Annotated in this window: 16 protein-coding genes; 9 read left to right on the forward strand and 7 right to left on the reverse strand. The window is 64.4% G+C overall.

The genetic code is table 11. The annotated features are described in order from the left end of the window. Positions 1–85: 85 nt before the first annotated feature. Positions 86–2,422, reverse strand: a complete 2,337-nt coding sequence (locus K6T12_RS10535) for a putative bifunctional diguanylate cyclase/phosphodiesterase (protein WP_222222220.1) — start codon at positions 2,420–2,422, stop codon at positions 86–88. A gap of 218 nt (positions 2,423–2,640) precedes the next feature. Here K6T12_RS10535 and K6T12_RS10540 point away from each other — a divergent pair, with 218 nt between their 5' ends. Continuing rightward, entirely contained in the window at positions 2,641–3,774 is a 1,134-nt protein-coding gene (locus tag K6T12_RS10540) for a methyltransferase (RefSeq protein ID WP_222222222.1), read from the forward strand. 6 nt (positions 3,775–3,780) lie between these two features. Here the strand turns inward: K6T12_RS10540 and K6T12_RS10545 are convergent, their stop codons facing one another. Continuing rightward, on the reverse strand, positions 3,781–4,692 hold the full coding sequence (locus K6T12_RS10545) for a DMT family transporter (protein WP_222222224.1): 912 nt from the start codon (positions 4,690–4,692) through the stop codon (positions 3,781–3,783). Positions 4,693–4,833: 141 nt separating this feature from the next. Next, the gene (locus K6T12_RS10550) at positions 4,834–5,745 is read right to left on the reverse strand and encodes a DMT family transporter (RefSeq protein WP_222222226.1); all 912 of its coding nucleotides are present in this window, start codon (positions 5,743–5,745) and stop codon (positions 4,834–4,836) included. A gap of 267 nt (positions 5,746–6,012) precedes the next feature. Between K6T12_RS10550 and K6T12_RS10555 the strand changes: the two genes are divergently transcribed. From K6T12_RS10555 to ung, 8 genes are all read left to right on the forward strand, one after another. Then, a complete protein-coding gene (locus K6T12_RS10555; protein ID WP_315853593.1) occupies positions 6,013–7,101 on the forward strand; it encodes an amino acid ABC transporter substrate-binding protein in 1,089 nt (362 codons plus the stop codon). Positions 7,102–7,133: 32 nt separating this feature from the next. Beyond that, entirely contained in the window at positions 7,134–7,733 is a 600-nt protein-coding gene (locus K6T12_RS10560) for a hypothetical protein (protein ID WP_222222228.1), read from the forward strand. Next, positions 7,733–9,502 (forward strand): GMC family oxidoreductase, encoded by a 1,770-nt coding sequence (locus K6T12_RS10565; protein ID WP_222222230.1) that lies wholly within the window; start codon positions 7,733–7,735, stop codon positions 9,500–9,502. Before K6T12_RS10560 ends, K6T12_RS10565 begins: the two co-directional genes overlap by 1 nt. Before the next feature lie 14 nt (positions 9,503–9,516). Continuing rightward, positions 9,517–11,028 (forward strand): multicopper oxidase family protein, encoded by a 1,512-nt coding sequence (locus tag K6T12_RS10570; protein ID WP_222222232.1) that lies wholly within the window; start codon positions 9,517–9,519, stop codon positions 11,026–11,028. Between the two features lie 33 nt (positions 11,029–11,061). Beyond that, positions 11,062–14,493 (forward strand): hybrid sensor histidine kinase/response regulator, encoded by a 3,432-nt coding sequence (locus K6T12_RS10575; RefSeq protein ID WP_222222234.1) that lies wholly within the window; start codon positions 11,062–11,064, stop codon positions 14,491–14,493. Positions 14,494–14,499: 6 nt separating this feature from the next. Then, a complete protein-coding gene (locus K6T12_RS10580; RefSeq protein ID WP_222222236.1) occupies positions 14,500–15,438 on the forward strand; it encodes a diguanylate cyclase domain-containing protein in 939 nt (312 codons plus the stop codon). A 95-nt stretch (positions 15,439–15,533) separates the two neighbouring features. Then, positions 15,534–15,959, forward strand: a complete 426-nt coding sequence (locus K6T12_RS10585) for a hypothetical protein (RefSeq protein ID WP_222222238.1) — start codon at positions 15,534–15,536, stop codon at positions 15,957–15,959. Between the two features lie 33 nt (positions 15,960–15,992). Further along, positions 15,993–16,715, forward strand: coding sequence for a uracil-DNA glycosylase (ung, locus tag K6T12_RS10590; protein WP_222222240.1), 723 nt, complete (start codon positions 15,993–15,995; stop codon positions 16,713–16,715). Between the two features lie 452 nt (positions 16,716–17,167). Here ung and K6T12_RS10595 read toward each other — a convergent pair whose 3' ends face one another. From K6T12_RS10595 to K6T12_RS10610, 4 genes are read right to left on the reverse strand one after another with little or no spacing between them, the layout of a single operon-like run. Continuing rightward, positions 17,168–17,821 carry an SEC-C metal-binding domain-containing protein gene (locus tag K6T12_RS10595; protein WP_222222242.1) on the reverse strand — a complete coding sequence of 218 codons (654 nt, stop codon included), beginning with the start codon at positions 17,819–17,821 and terminating at the stop codon, positions 17,168–17,170. A gap of 3 nt (positions 17,822–17,824) precedes the next feature. Beyond that, positions 17,825–18,853 (reverse strand): CAF17-like 4Fe-4S cluster assembly/insertion protein YgfZ, encoded by a 1,029-nt coding sequence (ygfZ, locus tag K6T12_RS10600; RefSeq protein ID WP_222222244.1) that lies wholly within the window; start codon positions 18,851–18,853, stop codon positions 17,825–17,827. Between the two features lie 15 nt (positions 18,854–18,868). Further along, positions 18,869–19,735, reverse strand: a complete 867-nt coding sequence (asd, locus tag K6T12_RS10605; RefSeq protein WP_222222246.1) for an archaetidylserine decarboxylase — start codon at positions 19,733–19,735, stop codon at positions 18,869–18,871. Positions 19,736–19,756: 21 nt separating this feature from the next. After that, positions 19,757–20,569: a sulfurtransferase gene (locus K6T12_RS10610; RefSeq protein ID WP_222222248.1), complete on the reverse strand. Its 813-nt coding sequence runs from the start codon at positions 20,567–20,569 to the stop codon at positions 19,757–19,759. Positions 20,570–20,584 lie beyond the last annotated feature (15 nt).

The raw sequence follows: 20,584 nt of genomic DNA on the forward strand, positions 1-20,584 counted from the left end.
GATACCCGGTGCAATATCTTGAACGTTTGCTTTGATACCGCAAAACGTCCGTGAAAGCTATAACCCGGTGTTTTAAAATGGCCCTTCAGCTGTGCTCGCGGTAGGGATGCTTGGCTTCGCAAGCGTTTGAATGAAGGCTGTCGATCGGCTGTGGCTTGCCGATACCATAGCCCTGGCCATAGTTGACTCCCATCGTCCGCAACTGGTCGGCAATCCGCTGGTCTTCGACGAACTCGGCGATGGTTTCTTTACCCATCAGCTGACAGATCTCGTTGATGCTGCGCACCATCGCCAGGTCGATCGGGTCGCTGAGGATATCCCGGATAAACAGGCCGTCGATCTTGATCTGGTCCACCGGCAGGGTTTTCAGATAGCCGAACGATGACAGGCCGCTGCCGAAATCGTCCAGTGCGAAGCGACAGCCGAGAGCTTTCAGCTGTTCGATAAAGTGCAGGGCATGGCTGAAGCTGCTGATTGCGGCGGTTTCGGTGATTTCGAAGCAGAGTTGGCCGGCGGGCAGACCGGACGCCTGGATGGTCTGGCGGGCGAATTCGAGGAAGTCGCTGTCGGTCAGCGTCAGACCGGACAGATTGACCGACAGTTGCAGCGGCCGGCCGTTCAGCTCAGGATTTTCCGCCAGCCAGCGGCAGGTTTCGCTCAGCACCCAGCGATCCAGCTTCGGCGCCAGGCCATAGCGTTCCGCCGGCGGCAGGAACGCTCCCGGCGATACCGGCGTGCCGTCCTGGCTCAGGTAACGGATCAACACCTCGTAGTGCTCAATCCGGCCGTCGCTCAGCCGGGCGATCGGCTGTACATAGAGCCGGAAACGCTGTTCCGCCAGGCCATGGTGGATACGGGCCACCCACTGCATCTCGCCCTGGCGGCGCAGCAGGGCGTCGTCATCGCAGTGCTGGTAGATCCGGTTGCGGCCCAGCTCCTTGGCGATATAGCAGGCACTGTCGGCCAGGCTCAGCAGCTTGCTGGCGTCGACGGCGTGCCGGTCGAGATCCAGCAGGCCGATGCTGACGGTCACCTGGTATTGTTGGTCGTCCCAGTCGAAACTGTAGGCTTCGATCGCCAGGCGCAGTTTCTCCGCCTGGCGGGTTGCTTCATCCGGTTGGCAGTACTCCAGCAGCACCGCGAACTGGTCGCCGCCCAGGCGGGCGACCGAGTCGTGCTGGCGTACCCGCTCCTGGAGCAGTTCGCCCACCTGACGCAGCAGTTGGTCGCCGGCGATATGGCCGCAGGTGTCGTTGATCAGTTTGAACTGGTCGATATCCAGCACCAGCACCGCATGGTGGCTGTTGTCGCTGCGGGCCCGCTCGATGGTCTGGGCTAACCGCCGTTCGAAGCTGTGGCGGTTGATCAGGCCGGTCAGCAGGCAGTGGCTGGCCTGGTAGTCGAGCTGCTCGTTCAGCTGATGGGTGGTGGTGATATCCTCCTGGGTACACAGGTAGCGGTCGATGCGGTCGGCGTCGTCGCGCAGTGGCGAGATGACCAGCGCGGCCCAGTAGAAACCGCCATCCTTGCGTCGGTTCTGCAGGGTGCCACGCCAGACCTGTCCCTGGCTGATCTGCTGCCAGAGCTGACGGTAGAGCGCCTTGTTGTGCTTGCCTGAGCGCAGCAGGCCGGCCGGTTGCCCGATTACCTCCTGCTGGCTGTAACCGGTTACTTCGCAGAAACGTGAATTGACATAGGTAATCTTCGCCTCGGTGTCGGTGATCATCACCACGCTGGCGCATTGCTCGATGGCGTTGGAGAACTGTTTGAGCCAGCGCTGGGAGTGCTTGAGGTCGGTGATGTCGCGGGTCAGCGCCAGGTGGGCACTGGCCTTGCCCTGGTCGTCGTACAGCGGCACCGCATGGCTGTCGACCCGTTTTCGCCGGCCGTCCAGGCCGATGATATCGTACTCCAGCTGAACGGCCTGACCCTGGAAGACCTTTTCATTGAAGGCGATATAGGCGTCCCGGTCTTCGGGGGCGATCAGTTGGTAGACGCTGTTGTTCTGCACCTGCTGCAGGTTGTCGGCACCGATGATACGGAGCCCAGCCGGGTTCATATCCAGCAGGGTGCCGTCGGCGGCAACGGTTTTGACGCACTCCGGCGCGGAGTCGATGATCTGTTGCAGCAGGGCGCGTTGTTGCTGAAGTTCTTCCTGCTGATGCTGGTGGCGTTGTTGTAAGCAGCCGATGATGAGGCCGGCGAGCAGAATCATCAGGGTGACGGGCAGGCGATCATGTAAATGTTCTATGGAGGGCGAGATCAGAACCGAAAGAAAGGCTGTATCCTGCAGCAGAGAGTCGATGACCGCGTCGAACAGCCAGCCGAACAGACTGATCAGAATTGCCAGTCGGAACGCGCCGCTGGCAAGTAGTTCTGGCAGATGCAGAAGGTTACAGAGACGCCGGAGGGCGGGCAGCATTCAAACACCAGTGGAGTGAACAATAAGGATAACCATAGCTCCAGGCCGGCAATGTTGCACGAGCCGTGTGAGCGGTGTCGCACTATCTCAACGCTGACCGCGTGGTGTCAATTCCCGCTCGCCGGATCATTGATCGTGGGCAAGGCCGGTTACGGCGCCAGGGGCGCACTGTGCTAAAATGCGGCCCCTGTTCTGTCCGCCGAGCCTATCCGATTCCGATGCAAACCCTCGTTGTTCCCCAGGGCGAATTTCGCCTGAACCGCTACCCGTTACGTCCGAAGGAAACTCTGCGCGCCTGGGATGCCGCCGACGAGTACCTGCTTAACTATCTCGCCGAGCAGGGCTTGCCGGCGCAAGGGGGACGGATTCTGATTCTGAACGATCAGTTCGGTGCGCTCAGCGTTGTATTGCACAGCTACCAGCCGGTGATGAGCAGCGATTCCTACCTGGCTCACCAGGGCGCCAGGGCGAACTTGGCGGAGAACGGGGTGGCCCTTGAATCGGTCGCCCTGCTGGATAGCCTCAGCGAGCCCGCCGGTCCGTTCGATCTGGTGTTGCTGAAAGTACCCAAGAGCCTGGCGATGCTGGAGCACCAACTGGCCCGGCTGCGGCCGCTGCTGCATGCCGGCAGCCGGGTGATCGGAGCCGGTATGGTCAAGTCGATCCATACTTCGACGTTGAAACTGTTCGACACGCTGCTCGGGCCGACCCGTACCTCGCTGGCGCAGAAGAAGGCGCGGCTGATCTTTGCCGAGCCGGATCCGGATTTGCCGCCGGCGCCGGACAAATACCCCAGTCGCTATAAGCTGGAGCAGACCGACTACTGGCTCAGCAACCACGCCGGCGTATTCTCGCGAGACAGCCTGGATATCGGGACCCGTTTCCTGCTGCAGCACCTGCCGGCGTCCGATGCGCCGCGCCATATCGTCGATCTGGGCTGCGGCAACGGGGTGGTCGGGATGATCGCTGCCGAGCGCAATCCCAACGCCACGCTGACCTTCGTCGACGAATCCTTCATGGCGGTGGCGTCGGCGCGAGACAACTTTATCGCCGCCCACGGCGAGGTGCGTGAAGCCCGTTTTCAGGCCACCGACTGCCTGGCCGGCATCGAGCGCAACAGCGCCGACCTGATCTTGAACAATCCGCCGTTCCACCAGCACAACGTGGTCGGCGACTTCATCGCCCGGCAGATGTTCAAGGAAGCGAAGCAGGTGCTCAAATCCGGCGGTGAGCTCTGGGTGATCGGCAACCGCCACCTCGGTTACCATCTCCGTCTCAAGCAGTTGTTCGGCAACTGCGAGACGGTGGCTGCCAACCGTAAGTTCGTGATTCTGCGGGCCTGCAAACGCTGAGTCGGGCTAACCTTTCCCTTCGATCGCCGCCGCCAGCCGGGCTTTTGGCTTGTTGACCAGGTAGATGCCGGCTGCCACCAGCGCCAGGGCCGCCAGGAAGTTGGCGCTGAGCGGTTCATCCAGCAGCCACCAGGCCAGCAGGACGCCGAACAGCGGGGTCAGGAAGCTGAACGTGGCGATCCGTGAGGCGGGGTAGTGGCGCATCAGCCAGAACCAGCTTAGATAGGCGGCGAAAGCCACGCAGACGGTCTGGAAGGCCAGTGCACCGGCGCTGCTCCAGTGCAACCGCTCGACACCGGGTTCACCGAACAGCCAACTGGCCAGCGGCAGCAGCAGGGCGGACAGCGCCAACTGGTACAGCAGCACCCGGCTGGCCGACTGGCGGCTCAGCGGCGTAGCCTTGATCACCACCGTGGTGGCGCCCCACAGGATCGCCGCACCGATTGCCAGCAGGTCGCCGAGCAGCTGGCCGCCGCTGCCCAGGCCATCGGCGAAGGCCAATACCACCCCGGCAAAGGCGCACAGCAGGCCGAACAGCTGTGTCCGGCGTAGCTGTTCACCGGGGATGAACAGCTGGGCGCCCAGCGCCACCACGAACGGCGAGGTATACAGGAACACCGTCACCCGCGCCGCGCCGGTATACTCCAGCGCCCAGTACAGCAGGGCAAACTCTGCCGAGAACAGCAGCCCGGCCAGCAAGCCCCAGAGTTCGGCTCCGTCCCGTTGCCGGATTCGCTCCCCCTGCCAGACCATCCAGCCGCACAGCAGGGCGGTGGCGCCAATGGAGCGCAGACCGCCCTGCATCAGCGATGAGATGTCGTCCAGCGCCAGCTTAACGGCGATCTGCTGTAAGCCGAAAACCAGGCAGAGTAGGGTCAACAGGCCGATCGCCAAGCCGTCGAGATGCTGTTTGCTCATGAATCCGGTATCTGTAGCGGGATGGAGGAAAATGTGGGGAGCGAGGCAGCACAGTAACGGATTCACGACCGCTGGTGAACCGCGGAAACTCTGAGTTGCTGCTTTCATGGCCGGCGGCGCCGGCCTGTTGCACGATCAATTTCAGGACGCTTCGACGGCCTCCGCCACGACCCGGGTATTCGGCTTGTTGACCAGGTAGATACCGGCCGCCACCAACGTCAGCGCCGCCAGGAAGTAACCGCTGAGCGGTTCATCCAGCAACCACCAAGCCAGCAGGACGCCGAACAGTGGGGTCAGGAAGCTGAAAGTGGCGATCTGCGAGGCGGGGTAGTGGCGTATCAGCCAGAACCAGGCCAGGTAGGCGATAAAGGCGACGCCGACCGTCTGGAACGCCAGCGCGCCGCCGCTGAGCCAGTTCAGCCGGATGCTGCCGTTCTCGCCGCAGGCCCAGCTGGCCAGCGGCAGTAGCAGGGCGGACACCGCCAGTTGGTACAGCAACACCCGGCCGGCCGACTGGCGACCCAGCGGACTGGCCTTGACCACCACGGTGGTGGCGCCCCACAGGATCGCCGCACCGATCGCCAACAGGTCGCCGAGCAGCTGACCGCCGCTGGTCAAGCCGTCGGCGAACGCCAGCACCACGCCGGTAAAGGCGCACAGCAGGCCGACCAGTTGACGGCGGCCCAGCTGCTCGCCGGGGATCAACAGCTGGGCGCCCAGCGCCACCACGAACGGTGAGGTGTACCAGAAGACACTGGCGCGTGCGGCGCCGGTGTGCTCCAGCGCCCAGTACAGCAGCATGAACTCCCCGGCAAACAGCAGGCCCGTCAGCAGGCCCCAGAGCTCGACTCCGTCCCGCTGCCAGACCCGTTCGCCGCGCCAGACCAGCCAGCCGCACAGCAGCAGCGTGGCGCCGACCGAGCGCAGTCCGGCCTGCATCAGTGGCGGGATATCGGCCAGTGTCAGTTTGATGGCGATCTGCTGTAAGCCGAACGCCAGGCACAGTAAGGTCAACAGGCCGATCGCCAAGCTGTCGAGATGTTGTTTGCTCATATTTCCGCTACCTGTCGGGACTGAAAGAGATATGGAGCGCAGAGCGGCACGGTATCGAATCTGTTCAGCCGCTGGAATATGGCGGCGACTGAGTACCGTGCGAAGGTCGCGGGTAGGCCCAAGAGCGACGTCTAAAGACAGCTCTGCTGAGGGCCTTGCTTGGAAATAGGGGGAACTGATACCAGAAAGCGCTTTTTTTTCCGGCTAAATCATCGTAGCGTGCTGTTTATCCGGCTTGTCACGATTTAAGGGTACAAGGAGGTTTGGGTGAAAACACTGGATAAACAGATCAAGCGAACGCAGCCGAAGGGCTGGCAGACCATGGCAGGCCGGCTGGTGGCCGCACTGGGGTTGTGCGCAACGCTGGTTACATCGCTACCCGCCGTGGCGGCGGACAGCAAGACCGCCGCGGCGTCTTCCACGCTGCAGCGGGTGCAGCTCAACGGCGACCTGCGTTGCGGCGTTTTTCCGGATGATCCCGGCCGCAGTGCGATCACCACCGCCGGAGTCTGGGCCGGTTTCTATGTCGATTTCTGCAAGGCGGTGGCCGCCGCGGTCATCGGCAACCCCGACTTCGTGCAGTATGTCGAAGTAGGCGCCAAGACCCGCTTCACGTCGCTGGTGGAACGCAAGACCGACGTGGTGATGTACAGCTCGACCTGGACGCTGGGCCGCGAATCCGGCTACAACGTCGAGTTCCCCACCATCTACCTGTTCGACGGCCAGGGCTTTCTGGTCCGCAAGCGCTCCGGTATCCGGCGGGTCGAGGACCTGAAGGGCAAGTCGATCTGCGTCACCGAGAACACCACCAGCCACCGTAACCTGGTTCACCTGATCGAGCACCGCCAGCTGGGTGCCCAGGTGCTGTTCTCCAATGGCGACAGCTTCTTCCGCGGTAGCTGCGATGCCTACAGTGCCGACCGGATGAACCTGGCCACCAACCGCGCCAACCGGGCCGACAATCCTGCCGACTATCTGATCCTGCCGGATGTGGTCTCGCGCGAGCCGATCGGCCCGACGGTGCGCAACGATGATCCGCAGTGGTCGCGCATCGTCCGTTCGGTGGTGCATGCGCTGATCCTGGCCGAGGAGAAGGGGATCGCCCAGAGCAATGTCGATCTCTACCTCAACGGCGACAATGAAGCCGAGGTCGGCAACCTGCTCGGCAGCAGCGGCGATATCGGTGCCCAGTTGGGCTTGGACAAGGCCTGGGCCTACCGGGTGATCAAAGCGGTCGGCAACTACGGCGAGATCTACGATCGCCACTTCGGGCCGGGCTCGGCGATCGGCGTCGAGCGCGGCCTGAACCGGCTCTGGTCGCAGGGCGGGCTGCTGTTTGCGCCGCCGTTTAAATAGCCTGAATAACGGAAATGGGAAGGTAAAGGACGATGAGCTCGCAATGGAACAACGGCGCCAGCGCCAGTCGGCGCGCGGTGCTGCAGGCGCTGGCGGCGGCCGCCACCTTGTCTGTGCTGCCGAGCGGCGTGCAGGCGATGGCGACCCCGGCTCGGCTGGATTTTCTACGTGCCTCGGCGAAACTGAGCGGCATTGAGCTGGACCGCAGTTATCTGCAGCTGGCCGATGATATCTGGACGCTGCTGACGCTGTCGGGCGAGCAGCCCTATCGGCGCCTGGTGGCGCTGGTGCAGCGGGTGCCCGAACAGGACCTGCCGCAGGCGCTGCGCCGGGCCGGTCTCGAAACGGAGGCGCGCCGGCTGCTGAATGTCTGGTATCGGGGACAGATCGAGCTGCGCCCGGCCGACCTGGACAATCCGGCGGTGCAGCGCATCTGCGGCGACCTGCGCGAGCGGATCGACCCGGACCACCAGCGCCGGCCGGTCACTGCGGTGATCGACTATGACGAGGCGCTCAGCTGGCAGGCCTGCAGTTTTACCAAGCCGTCGGCCACCTGTGGCGGCCCGTTCGGCTACTGGTCCGAGCCGCCGGCACCTTCTGAAACCGTGGCAGTGACAGGGAAGAACGTCTGATGAAAATGGAACAACAACCGCAGGAACTGATCGACGCCGACGTGGTGATTATTGGCGCCGGCGTGGTCGGCGGCTTGATGGCCTGGCGGCTGTCCGAACAGGGCCTCAACGTGGCGGTGCTGGATGCCGGTGCCCGCGTTGACCGGGTCGACGCGATCAACCGCTACAAGGCCAACCCGGACAAGGAAGCCAACTCCCCCTACCGGATGATGCCCTGGGCGCCGGTACCGGACGATAAAGACCCGCTCAGCTACTACGTCCAGCCGGGGCTGGCCAAGCCCGGCCAGCCGCAACAGCCGAAGCAGCAGATCGCTTTCGCCGGTTTCTTCATGCGCTTGGTCGGCGGTACCTCCTGGCACTGGACCGGTCATGCCGAGCGGCTCTACCCGAACGATTTTCGTACCCGCAGCGCTTACGGTGTCGGGGTCGACTGGCCGCTCAGCTACGATGAGCTGGAACCCTACTATTACCAGGTCGAGCAGGCCTGGGGCGTGGCCGGCGATGCGGACTGCGTGGCGCCACCGCGCAAAGATCCCTACCCGCTGCCGGTGGTGCCGCGCTCCTACCTGGATATCCAGGTAGGCAAGGTTGCCCAGGCGGTGATCGGTCACGATACCCAGCCGCTGCCACACTGCCGCAACTCGCTGCCCTACGATGACCGGCCGCAGTGCTGCGGCAACGCCAGCTGCCTGCCGATCTGCCCGATCGGCGCCAAGTACGATGCCCATGTGCATGTGCTGAAGGCGGAACAGCAGGGCAGCCGGGTGTTGGCCAACCGGGTGGCGGTCCAGGTGGCGCTGGACGAAAGCCAACAGCAGGTGACCGGTATCTACTACCGCAACTTCGATCAGGACGCCAAGGGCAGCCTCGGCCTGGCCCGGGCCAAGATCTACGTGCTGGCGGCCCACGCGGTGGAAACACCGCGCTTGATGCTGCTGTCGGCGGGCAAGGAGAACGTGCCGGCGGCCGGTTTGTCGAACAGCTCCGGCCAGGTCGGCCGCAACCTGATGGGCTTTGCCAATATCAACACCGTCGGCTACGCGCCGGCCGATAATCCGGTCTACCCCTACCGGGGGCCGGTCAGCGCCACCGGCGCCATCGGCGGTTGGCGCGATGGCGAGTTCCGCAAGGAGTATGCCTCGATCGCCCCGTTCACCATCAACGGCGCGTTCAAGTTCGGCACCGGGCCGCTCGACGAGGCGGCCCAGGCGATCGACGAGGGCTATCTCGGCAGCGCGTTGCGCCAGCGGGTGGACGAGATGACCGCCCGCCAGGTCAACCTGCACAGCACCGTCGAGGTGATGCCGAACCCGGACAACCGGGTCAGCCTGGCCTACGACCAGTTGGATCCACTTGGCCTGCCGAGGCCCAAGCTCGACTTCAAGCTGGATGACTACACCCTGCGCGGTTGCCGGGTGGCCTGGGATGCTCATCTGAAGATTTTCAACCAAATGGGTGTCGCCCGCCGCGACGGCGGCCAGCTGCAACCGAACGAGGCGAACTGGCAGAAGCTGCTACGCGGCGAGCTGGACAAGACTTACTACAGCCTGACCTCCGGCGACGCGGTGATCGCCGGTACCGTGCGGATGGGCGATGACCCGGCCAGCGCGGTGGTGGATCGCCACTGTCGCAGCTTCGATCACCAAAACCTCTATATCGTCGGCACCTGCAACTACCCGACCATCGGCAGCGCGTCGCCCTCGTTGACCGCCGCCGCACTGGGGCTGCGCAGCGCCGACCAGATCGCCGCCAACTTCTTCAAGGACTGACCGGGAGCCGTCAGATGTCGAATAGGAATCGAAAATTGCCGGGAATTGACCGCCGCACCCTGCTGATGGGGATGGGCGCGACCGCATTGGGCGGCGTGGTGGGCTGCGCCCGCTGGGGCGTGCCGACGCAGGTCAGCAGCGCGTTGGCGGCGGTGGGGCCGCAGCCGGAGCTGGCCCAGCCGCCGGAGGAGGTGTCGCGGGACGGATTGCTGCGGGTGCAGATGGAGGCGAAATACGGCCGCTACGACCTGGCCGGCCGGCCGGTGATGCTGCGCAGCTTCGATGGTGGCCCGCTGGGCCGTACGCTGCGGGTTCAGGCCGGCGACCAGCTGAGACTGTCGCTACACAACCGGCTGCCGTACGATCCGCTGGAGGCTCTGTGCACCGCAGTGCCGGAGATCGGCGACAACACACCGCGCGGCTTCAATGTCACCAACATGCATGTGCACGGCCTGCACGTCTCGCCGGACAGCCCGGCCGACAACGTGCTGCTGCTGATCCGCCACGACGAGCGGCAGCACTACGTCTACGATATTCCCGAGGACCAGCCACCGGGCACCTATTTCTACCATGCCCACTTCCATGGCTCGGTGGCGCTGCAGGTGGCCAGCGGCATGGCCGGGGCGCTGATCGTCGAGGGCAAGGTGGACCGGATCCCCGAGATTCGGGCGGCCCGCGAGCAGGTGATCGTTTTCCAGACCCAGCGGTTCGACGACGACGGCGTGTGCGAGGACTACCGGGTGCTGGCCCAGCCGGGACCGGTCTATGTCAACGGCCAGTTGCGACCGCTGATCCGCATGCAGCCGGGCGAGGTGCAGCGCTGGCGGCTGGTCAATGCCAGCCATCAGCTGAACATGGAGCTGGCACTGGGCGATCACCAGTTCACCGCGCTCTGCTATGACGGCAACCCGCTGTACGAGACCAAGCGGGTCGATCAGGTACCGATGGTGCCGGGCAACCGTGCCGACCTGCTGGTCAAGGCCGGCAAGCCGGGCCGTTACCCGCTGGTGGTCGGCAAGGATGCCGATGGCCGCGATCTGATCGCCGCCGATATCGAGGTTCAGGGGGAGGTCCGGGAGATGCCGCTGTTCAGCGGTCGCTTGCCGGGGCGCGAAATGCTGAAAGATATCGACGAGAAGGACGTTACCTTCGGTCGGCGGCTGGAGTTCGGCCTGGCCGGCAATATCTCCGGCAACAAGTACACCATCAACGGGCTGCCGTTTTCCTGCGAGGATCCCTGGTTGATTCCGCTGGGCGCGGTGGAGGAGTGGGAGGTCTACAACCATACCGCCGAGTCCCACCCGTTCCATATCCATGTCAACCCGTTCCAGATGTTGTCGGGTGGCAACGTGCCGCCGGGCACCTGGCTGGATACCGTCAACCTGGCGCCGTTCCAGCGGATCCGCTTCCGAACACGGTTTGAAAATTATACCGGCACCTTCGTATTCCACTGCCACAACCTGACCCATGAGGATCTCGGCATGATGCAGGCGGTCAGGGTGGTGCCGCCGGGCAGTCTGGCCTAAGCGCCAACCGGCTACGGGAGTTCAGCAGTTATTATGAGCCAGCCGAAATCTTCGCCTTCACCCCAGAGCGGCAGAGCCTTGACCGGGTTGCCGCAGCTGTCGGACAGCCGCAGCGTCGGTTTTCGGTTGATCCTGGCCTTCGTCGGCGTGTTCAGTCTGAGCCTGCTGTCGATGGCGGCGGTGCTCTATGCACTGTTCGAGCAGTACCAGGGCTTCAAGGAGCTGTCGGGCACCCATTTCGATCGCGCGATGACCGCCGCCGAGCTGACCCGGGATGCCGAGGTGATCGCCGCCGAGGTGTTCGAGAGCATGCTGGGGGTGGATCGCAGCCTGGCCGATGAAAGTCAGGTCGATGCCGACCTGATGCGGATCTACGACAGCGTGCTGGCCCGTCTGCAGCAGGGCGAGGCCGGTCGTGATGTGCGGCTGGCCGGTGCCGAGCGTTGGCAGGGGGAGTATTTTGACAGCGTCGCACAGCTGCGCCGGCGGATCTACGAAGAGCGCCAGCTGAAGGAGCGGCGCCTGAAGGTGCCCGATCTGCTGTACCAGCAGTCGCAGAGCTGGGAACAGCTGGCCGCAGCGGCGGGTGATCCAGTGCGGGCCGTTGCCGGCCATGCCCTGGCGGCGTTGGGGTATGCGGCGACGGCATTGAGCAGCGAACGGCCCGGGCAGCTGTACCGGCTGCGTCAGGCGGCGGAAACCAATTTGCGCGAGCTGCGCCAGGCTGCGCGGCAGAACCCGGCCCTGGACGCCCGGCGGGTGGCGTTGGAGACGCTGGTGACGCGGGTGTTCAACGAACGCGAGCCGAGCCTGCAGAGCCAGCGGGCGACTTTGTCCACCGCCCGTCAGACCCGGGTGCTGGCGCAAAAGCTGACCGGCAGTACCTACAACTACTACCTGGACCTGAAAAATTCTGCGCAGCAGGCGACTCTGCGTCATGAGGAGATCGCCAAGACCACCATGACGGCGGTGGCGCTGATTGCCGCGGTGATGCTGGTATTCACCCTGCTGGGGGTGTTCTATATCGGTCGCCGTATCGTGCGCCGACTCAATGCCCTGAACCAGTCGATGATGGCCCATGTGGCCGGTGATACGGTTCGTATCCCGACCAGCGGCCGCGACGAAATCGCCACCATGGGGCACTCCTTCGCGGTGTTCGTCGATGCCCGCGACAAGGCGGAGCAGGCGCTTGACCAGGCTCGCCAGGAGGCGGAGCAGGCCAACCGGGCCAAGAGCGAGTTCCTGGCCAATATGAGTCATGAGATCCGTACTCCGTTGAACGCCATTATCGGCTTCGGCAACCTGGCCGAACAGACCGAGCTGGACGCGGTGCAGCGCAGCTATCTGCAGAAGATCCACAACTCGGCCCGTCACCTGTTGCGGGTGATCGACGATATTCTCGACTTCTCGAAGATCGAGGCCGGCAAGTTGGAGCTGGAGCAGGTGCCGTTCAGCCTCACCGAGGTGATGGATACGGTCACCGATATCCTGGTCGGCAGCGCCCATGACAAGGGGCTGGAGGTGGTGGTCAACCTGCCGCCGCAGATCCCGCGGGCGTTGATCGGCGATCCGTTGCGGCTGGGCCAGGTACTGGTCAACCTGGCCGGCAACGCGGTCAAGTTCACCGAGCAGGGTTATGTGCGGATCGTGATTTCACTGTGTGAGCGCCGGCGTGACCGGGTGGAGCTGGCCTTCGATGTGATCGACAGCGGCATCGGCATGGACGAGGAACAGCTGTCGCGGCTGTTCCAGCAGTTCCAGCAGGCTGATAGCTCGATCACCCGCCGTTTCGGCGGCACCGGGCTGGGGCTGGCGATCTGCAAGACCCTGGTTGGCCTGATGGGCGGCCAGATCTCGGTGCAGAGCCAGCTGGGCCAGGGCAGTAGCTTCAGTTTCCGGGTGCCGTTCGACTGTCAGCCGAACGACTGCCAGCCGGACTTCCGGGTGCCGGAAGCGCTGCGCCGCTGTCGGATCCTGGTGGCGGATTCCCAGCCGCTGACCCGGGCTTCCTGCTGCGAGCAGTTGAGCTCGTTGGGATTGGATAACCATGCGGTCGCCAGCGGCCGGCAGTTGCTTGCTGAGTTGCGGGCCGGCGCAGACGGTGAACGGCCCGGCTATGACCTGGTGCTGCTCGATGAAGGGATCGGCGAGCCCGACTTCCAGCAGACCCTGGCTCAGCTGCAAGCCGGGCCGGCCGCCGGTGGCGAACTGCGGATTCTGGTGATGACCAGCCATAACGTACGCAGCGTGGCGGCCGAGGGAGTGGCGGCGGTGCTCAATAAGCCGATCCGCGCCTCGCAGCTGTTCGATACGCTGTTGGAGCTCTGTGGCGTCGAACCCGGCCAGGAGATGGCTATGCCCTTGTTGGACCCGGCCCAGCGGGCCGCCCTGTATGGCCTGCGGGTGCTGCTGGTGGATGACCAGCCGCTGAACCAGGAGATCGCCGCCCGGCTGTTGCGCAGCCAGGGGGTCGAGGTGGAACTGGCTGATCATGGTCGTCAGGCGGTGGAACGGATCGAACAGGCCGGTGATGGCTATTTCGACCTGGTGCTGATGGACCTGCAGATGCCGGAGATGGACGGCCATCAGGCGTCGCGCCAGATTCGACGGCGCTACAGTGCAGAACAGCTGCCGATTATCGCGATGACCGCTCATGCCATGGCCTCCCAGCGCCAGGAATGTCTGGACAGCGGCATGAACGATCACCTGAGCAAGCCGATCGACCTGGCACAGCTATGGCAAACGCTGCTGCACTGGACCCGGCCGCGCCACGAGGTTGTCAAGCGGAGTGTTATAGCGGAGCCATTGTCGGATACGCTGGAAAACGAGTCGGTGGTGCTGCCGGCGCAGTTGGCGGGCTTTGATCTGGCGGAGGGGCTGGCCCGGATGGGCGGTGACCGGGCCTTCTACCGCAAGATGCTGCTGGAATTTCCGCCATGGGCGCAGCAGAATAACCAGCGGCTGCGCGCCGCCATGGCCAGTGACGATCTGGTCGAAGCGGAACACGCCGCCCACAGCCTGGTTGGCACCGCCGCGTCGATTGCCGCCAATGAGCTGGCAGCCGGTGCGCGTGAACTGGAACGGGCACTGGAGCAGCGGAATGGCGCGCTGAGCGAGCGGCGACTGGCCGAGGTCGAGGCCGAACTGGAGCGGGTGTCGACCTCCCTGGCCAGCCTGCGTGCGCAGCAGCCCCCGCTTGATGAACAGCAATGCCCGACCGCGGCGCCTGCGCAGGAGCCGGGGCCGCGGATCGAAACCGAGCTGCGCCAGCTGATTCGGCTGTTGTCGAATAATGATCTGGATGCGCATGCCAGTTATCAGCGGCTTTGCAGCCGCTATACCGACCGGCCGCTGCCGGAAGCGCTGTCCCGGCTGGCGCCGCAGCTGGATGACTTGGCGTTCGATGAAGCCCGGTTGGCGTTGCAGGCGTGGCTGGCCCGACTGGAACAGGCGCATGATGAGTAAGGTGCGATGAGTAAGCGGCAAACCATTCTGCTGGTGGATGATGAGACCCGCCACCTGAAAGTGCTGGTCAAGGCGTTCCTGAATGACTACCGGGTGCTGTTCGCCCGCAGCGGGGATGAGGCGCTGCAGTTGGTACAGCAGGAGGCGCCGGACCTGATCATCCTGGACGTGATGATGCCGGGCATGGACGGTTACCAGCTGTTCGGCCTGCTGCAGCAGGACCAGGCGCTGCGTCAGGTACCGGTGATCTTCCTGACCGGTCGCGATGGCGAGGCGGATGAGCGACGAGGCCTGGAGATGGGGGCGGTGGACTATTGGACCAAACCGGTCAGCATCGATATTGCCCGCATCCGGGCCCGCAATCACCTTGAGCTGAAGCGTCACCGCGACCTGCTGGCCAAACTGGCGATTACCGACTCGCTGTGTGATATCGCCAACCGGCGCGGCTTCGAGGATTACCTGGCGCGCGAGTGGCACCGTGCGGCCCGTACCGGCCGGCCGGTGTCGCTGCTGATGATCGATATCGATTATTTCAAGGCGTTTAATGACCATTACGGCCACCCGGCCGGCGATCAGTGTCTACGCCAGGTGGCGGCGCTGATCGACAAGACGTTGAGCCGGCCGGCCGACTTGGCGGCGCGCTACGGTGGTGAGGAGTTCGTCTGCGTGTTGCCGGAGACGCCGGAAGCCGGCGCCCGGGTGCTGGCGCAGAAACTGCGCCAGGCGGTTGCCGACAGCGGCATGGTGCATGGCCACTCGCCGCTTGGTAACCGGCTGACCATCAGCTTGGGCGCAGCGACCCTGCAGCCAGATGAGGCCGGCGATCCGGCCGAACTGGTCGAGCTTGCCGACCAGGCGCTCTACGACGCCAAGAATGGCGGCCGCGACCGGGTGGTGGTGGCCGGCATGGTGCTGACCACGTTGGCCAAGGCTGAATCCGGCTGATACCGCGCGGCGATGGCTGCCGTCGCTACCCTAGTCGTTTACACTGGCCCCCTTTATCCCAGCTATCTCAACCGATCTCTGTCCTGCGAGGGGCGATGAACTGGCTCTTTCCCGAACACAAGCGCGAACTGCCGGCCAGCCGGGCGATCAGTGTCGGCCTGCGCAGCCTGCACCTGGTCGGCATCAGCGGCCTGGCGGGCGGCTACCTGTACCAGCTGCCGCTGGCGCAGTGGTGGCCGTTTCTCTGGCTGGCGTTGGCCAGTGGCCTGCTGATGCTGCTCAAGGAGCTCTATCAGGACGGTATCTGGTTGCTGCAGCTACGCGGCCAGGCGGTGCTGCTGAAAGTGGCGCTACTGGCCTTGTCCGGCAGCTGGTACGGCGGTACCGAACGTTGGGTATATATCCTGGTGATTCTGTTGTCCGGTGTGATTGCCCATGCGCCCGGTAAAGTGCGGTACTATTCCTGCTGGCACCGCTGTGTGCTGACCCGTGAGGTCTGGCAGAGCAAACGGGGCCGATAGAGCGCGCAACAATCAAATCGAGGAGTTGGAGTGATGGCACTGGATGCGGCGCCGAGCTGGCAGCCGAGTCTGGCCGCGGAGCTGGACGCCCCCTATATGCAGCAGCTGAAGCAGTTCCTGCGTAACGAGAAAGATAACCGCAAGGTGATCTACCCCCATTCGTCGCAGTGGTTCCATGCGCTGGAAGCCACTCCGCTGGACCAGGTCAAGGTGGTGATTCTCGGCCAGGACCCCTACCACCAGCCCAACCAGGCACACGGGCTCTGTTTCTCGGTGCGGCCGGGGGTGCGGATTCCGCCGTCGCTGGTCAACATCTACAAGGAGCTGCAGAGCGATCTGGGTATCGAGCCGGTCGGCCATGGCTACCTGGAGAGCTGGGCCTGTCAGGGGGTGCTGCTGCTCAACGCGGTGCTGACCGTCGAGCATAGCAGCGCTAATTCGCATCAGGGCAAGGGTTGGGAACAGTTCACCGACAAGGTGATCGCCACCGTCAACGAACAGTGTGAGCACGTGGTGTTCATGCTCTGGGGCAGTTACGCCCAGAAGAAGGGCGCCCATATCGATCGCCAGCGCCACTTGGTATTGAAGGCACCCCATCCGTCGCCGCTGTCGGCCCACCGCGGTTTCTTTGGTTGCCGTCATTTCAGCCAGGCCAACGCCTACCTGCAGCAGCATGGCCGCACACCGATCGACTGGCAGCTGCCGGCGGTGCCGGATAGCGCCGACCTCGAGCAGGCCATCGCGAGCGGGAATTGAGCGCCCGGTTATAACATGGCTCTTCGCGGCTGTATGAGAAATGCTTCAAACCTGTTGAGGAAGCCTTAAGCGCCAAGCTTAAGCTACACGCAGCCCGCTGCTACAGGGGCGAGTTTCGTAGCAGCCCGCTCCGCGAGCGACACTTGCGGACTACGCCGCCCCAGTCGCGGTCGGTACCCAAAGGGCATGCCAAGTCAGCTGCTACGGGAGTCATGCTTGGAACGCTCAGAGTCGACCTAGAGTCGGCATAGATAGTGAGGCTGACCAGGGGCCAGCGGCAAGTTTACGACTGAGGTCGGCGTTTCCCCTTAATCCGCGAAGAACCTATAAAGTCGCTGCATAGCTAACCGCCGGCCCATACGCCGGCGTTTTCCTGTTTTTCAATATATGCAGGCGTCGGTGCGCTGAAACGCGGTCTCAGCGGGTGTGAATCTGGTAGGGCCGGCGGGCGCTCAACGGCCGCAGCATTTCTTGAATTTTTTGCCGCTGCCGCAGGGGCAGGGATCGTTGCGGCCGGTATGGCGTAGCGGGTTGCTGGCTTGCTGCATCAGCTGTTGCTGGTGCAGGTCCAGCAGCCGTTCGGCCAGTTGGGCGGTGGCTTGCAGGCGGCCCGGAAGTAAACGGCGGGCGTCCGCTTCGGATAAGCGGTCGCTCAGTGCCTCGTCGGTGTCGCCGCTGAGCCGCAGGCAGAGCAGCAGGGTACCGCTCAGGGTGCGTTCGTCGCCGCTGTCACCGAACCGTTGCAGGGCGTCCTGCCAGAGGTTGTGCAGCCAGTCCTGGCCGGCCAGGTAACCGCGGCAGAAGGCGGCCATGGCCTCGGGATTGTCCGTCCAGCCCGGCAGCTGCAGCGCGGGCTGGCGACGCTGCTGCAGCCAGTGGTTGTAGAGCCCGACCAGCGCTTCGCGCAGTTCGCTGTCCAGGCCTCCGGCCGGTGGCTCCCGCCAGACCGCCTGCAGCCACTCGTCCGGCATCACCAGCGACGGCGCCGAAGCGGCCGCCAGCAGGAAGCCGTAACTGCGCTCCAGGCCCAGCTGCGGGTGCAGCGCCGGTTGGCGCATGAACAGTTGAGCATAGCGGGCGTCGCTGTGCTGCGGCAGCAGGCGCATCGCTTAGCTCTTGCGCTCGAACAGGCTCGGGTCGAGCAGGTAGGGCAGTTCCAGCAATTCCAGTGCCGGGCCGCTCTGGCTGGCCAGCAGAATGGTTTCGCTGTCGGCCTGGGCCTTGTTGATCACCGCCAGCAGCTCCACCTGGCCGGCCTCTTCGGTCGGCGCCGCGAGCACCACCTGGCCGACATTCTCCCGTTCGGCGCTGTGCAGCGCGGTGCCGGCGGCCGGCACGCTGTCGCTGGCCACCCGGGCGCGGTACATCGGTTTGTTCAGTTTGCCACGGTGCTGCAGACGGGTGACGATCTCCTGGCCGGTATAGCAGCCCTTGCTGAAGGAGACGCCGCCCAGCGCCTGCAGGTTGGTCATCTGCGGGATGAAGGCTTCCTTGGTAGCGGCCCGCAGGTCGGCGATGCCGGCGCGGATCTCGCTCAGCAGCCACTGCTCGGTGCTGCCCAGTTCGGCGCCTTCCAGCAGGTTGGGTAGCAGCTCGACCGCCTCATTGACCGGCAGCCAGAGCTCGAACCGGTCGCCCGGAACCCGCACCGCAACCTTGTTGCCGCTACGCAGGGCACCGTCGTCTTCGCTGGGCGCCCGGTCCATCACCCGCTCGACCAGCGTCGCGGCGCCCGGGCCGATCAGGCCGAGGCCGACCAGTTGATCGCCAAGGTCGGCGGCGTCCGCCTTCGAGAAGACGATGTACTTGTTCAGATTGGCCAGGCCGTCGGCCAGCAGTTCATGGTGCAGCCGCAGCCAGTAGCCGTCCTTGACCGCCATCAGCCGGTACAGTGCCAGCATATGGCCCTTGATATTACAGTGTGCACCTAGCCCGCTGCCGCGCCGGCTGACCTCCTCCATATCGCAGCTCAGCTGGCCCTGCAGGAACTTGGTGGCCTCCGGTCCCAGCACGCTGAGCGCCCGCAGGTGCAGCAGCGGCACCACCCGGGTCTGTGTCTTGCTCGCTTTCACCTGCAGCCGGTGGGGTTCGTCGATCATGGCGCCGAACTGCGTCAGTGTGTTCAACCAGTCACTCATCTTACCGATCTCCTGTCAGGCTGGGGGCTGTGACCCTTCTGCAATCCGCTGCCCCAGCTGAATGGTGGTGCCAGCCTGTAGCTGATCCTTCCATGCGATAGCATCCGGGCCGAACAGCAAAATCACTGTCGAGCCCAATTTAAAGCGTCCCATTTCGTCGCCCTTGGCCAGTTGTACCGCGGCCTGCTCACCCGCGAACTGCTTGTGCTGCGGGCTGCGCGGCGGCGGGGCGATCTGGCCGTCCCAGACGGTTTCGATGCCGGCGACGATCATCGCGCCGACCAGTACCATCGCCATCGGCCCCAGTTCGGTATCGAAGATCGCTACCAGCCGCTCGTTGCGGGCGAACAGCTGATCGACGTTCTCGGCGGTGGTCTGGTTCACCGAGTACAGATCGCCCGGCACATAGACCGTTTCGCGCAGGGTGCCGGCCAACGGCATATGGACCCGATGGTAATCACTGGGTGATAGATAGATGGTGGCGAAGTGGCCGTTTTTAAAGGGTTCGGCCCGCGCCGGATCGCCGCCCAGCAGGCTGGTCAGGCCGTAGCCGCGTCCCTTGGCCTGGAAGATGCGACCGTGATCGATCCGCCCCAACTGGCTGAAGGCGCCGTCGGCCGGGCTGACGATCGCTTCGTCGGCGCCGTCTAGCGGCCGCACGCCCGGTTTCAGTGCACGGGTGAAGAAGGCGTTGAAGCTGGTATAGGCGTCGAGGTTTTCCTCCAACGCCTCCTGCATGTTGACCCGGTACTTGCGGGCGAACAGCTTGATGAACGGGCTTTTGATCCAGCGGCATTCGCTGGCCGCCAGCCGGCCGACCAGGCGGGACAGCAGGTGCTGCGGCAACAGGTGCTGCAGCGTGATAAACAGGGTGTCTTTCAAGTTCGGGTATCCGTCGTCAGGTTATCGCTCAACCGGTGTCTCGGGCTGGTTGCCCCATTCGAACCAGGAGCCGTCGTAGCAGCGCAGGCGCGGGAAGCCGAGGTGGCAGGCGACCAGGTAGGTCAGGCCACTGCGGCGGTGGGTCTGGCAGTGGGTGATCACCTCCTTGTCGGCGCTGATGCCGCGGGCCGCCAGTTCGGCGCGCAGCGTTTCGGCGGGCCTCAGCCGGTCGTCGCCGGGGCTCAACAGGGTGTCGGTCCACTCGAAATGGGCGGCGCCCGGGATATGGCCGCCCTTCATTGCATTGACCACTTTTTCGCCGCGAAATTCCTCCGCCGAGCGGGCATCCCAGATCGCCAGGTCGGTACTGCCGAGACGCGCCAGGATATAGTCCATATCGGCAACCAGGTCATGATCGATGCGGGCTTCGAAAGGGGTGGCGCTGGCGCTGTTCGGCTGTTGTTCCAGCGGCAGACCGGCGTTACACCAGGCCCCCAGCTGGCCGTTCAGGAAGCTACAGCGGCGGTGGCCGACGCAGTGCAGCGTCCAGATCATCCGGCCGGCCAACGGTCCGCGTTGGTCGTCATAGACCACCACCTGGCTGTCGGCGCGCAGGCCCAGTTCGCTGAACAGGGTGCTCAGTTGGGCGGCGCTGGGCAGCTTGTTGGCAACCGGTGGTTGGCCGCAGAGCAGGCGTGCGCTGTCGACGTGGATCGCCCCCGGGATATGGTCCTGGCGGTAGTGCTCGGCACTGCTCAGATCCAGAATCAGCAGGTCGGGGTGGTCCAGGTGACGGGCCAGTTGATCGGCCTCAACAACCAGCGGCAGCGGCATTCAGCGCTCCTTATC

The sequence above is a fragment of the Marinobacterium arenosum genome, from assembly GCF_019795155.1.
Taxonomy (GTDB): domain Bacteria; phylum Pseudomonadota; class Gammaproteobacteria; order Pseudomonadales; family Balneatricaceae; genus Marinobacterium_C; species Marinobacterium_C arenosum.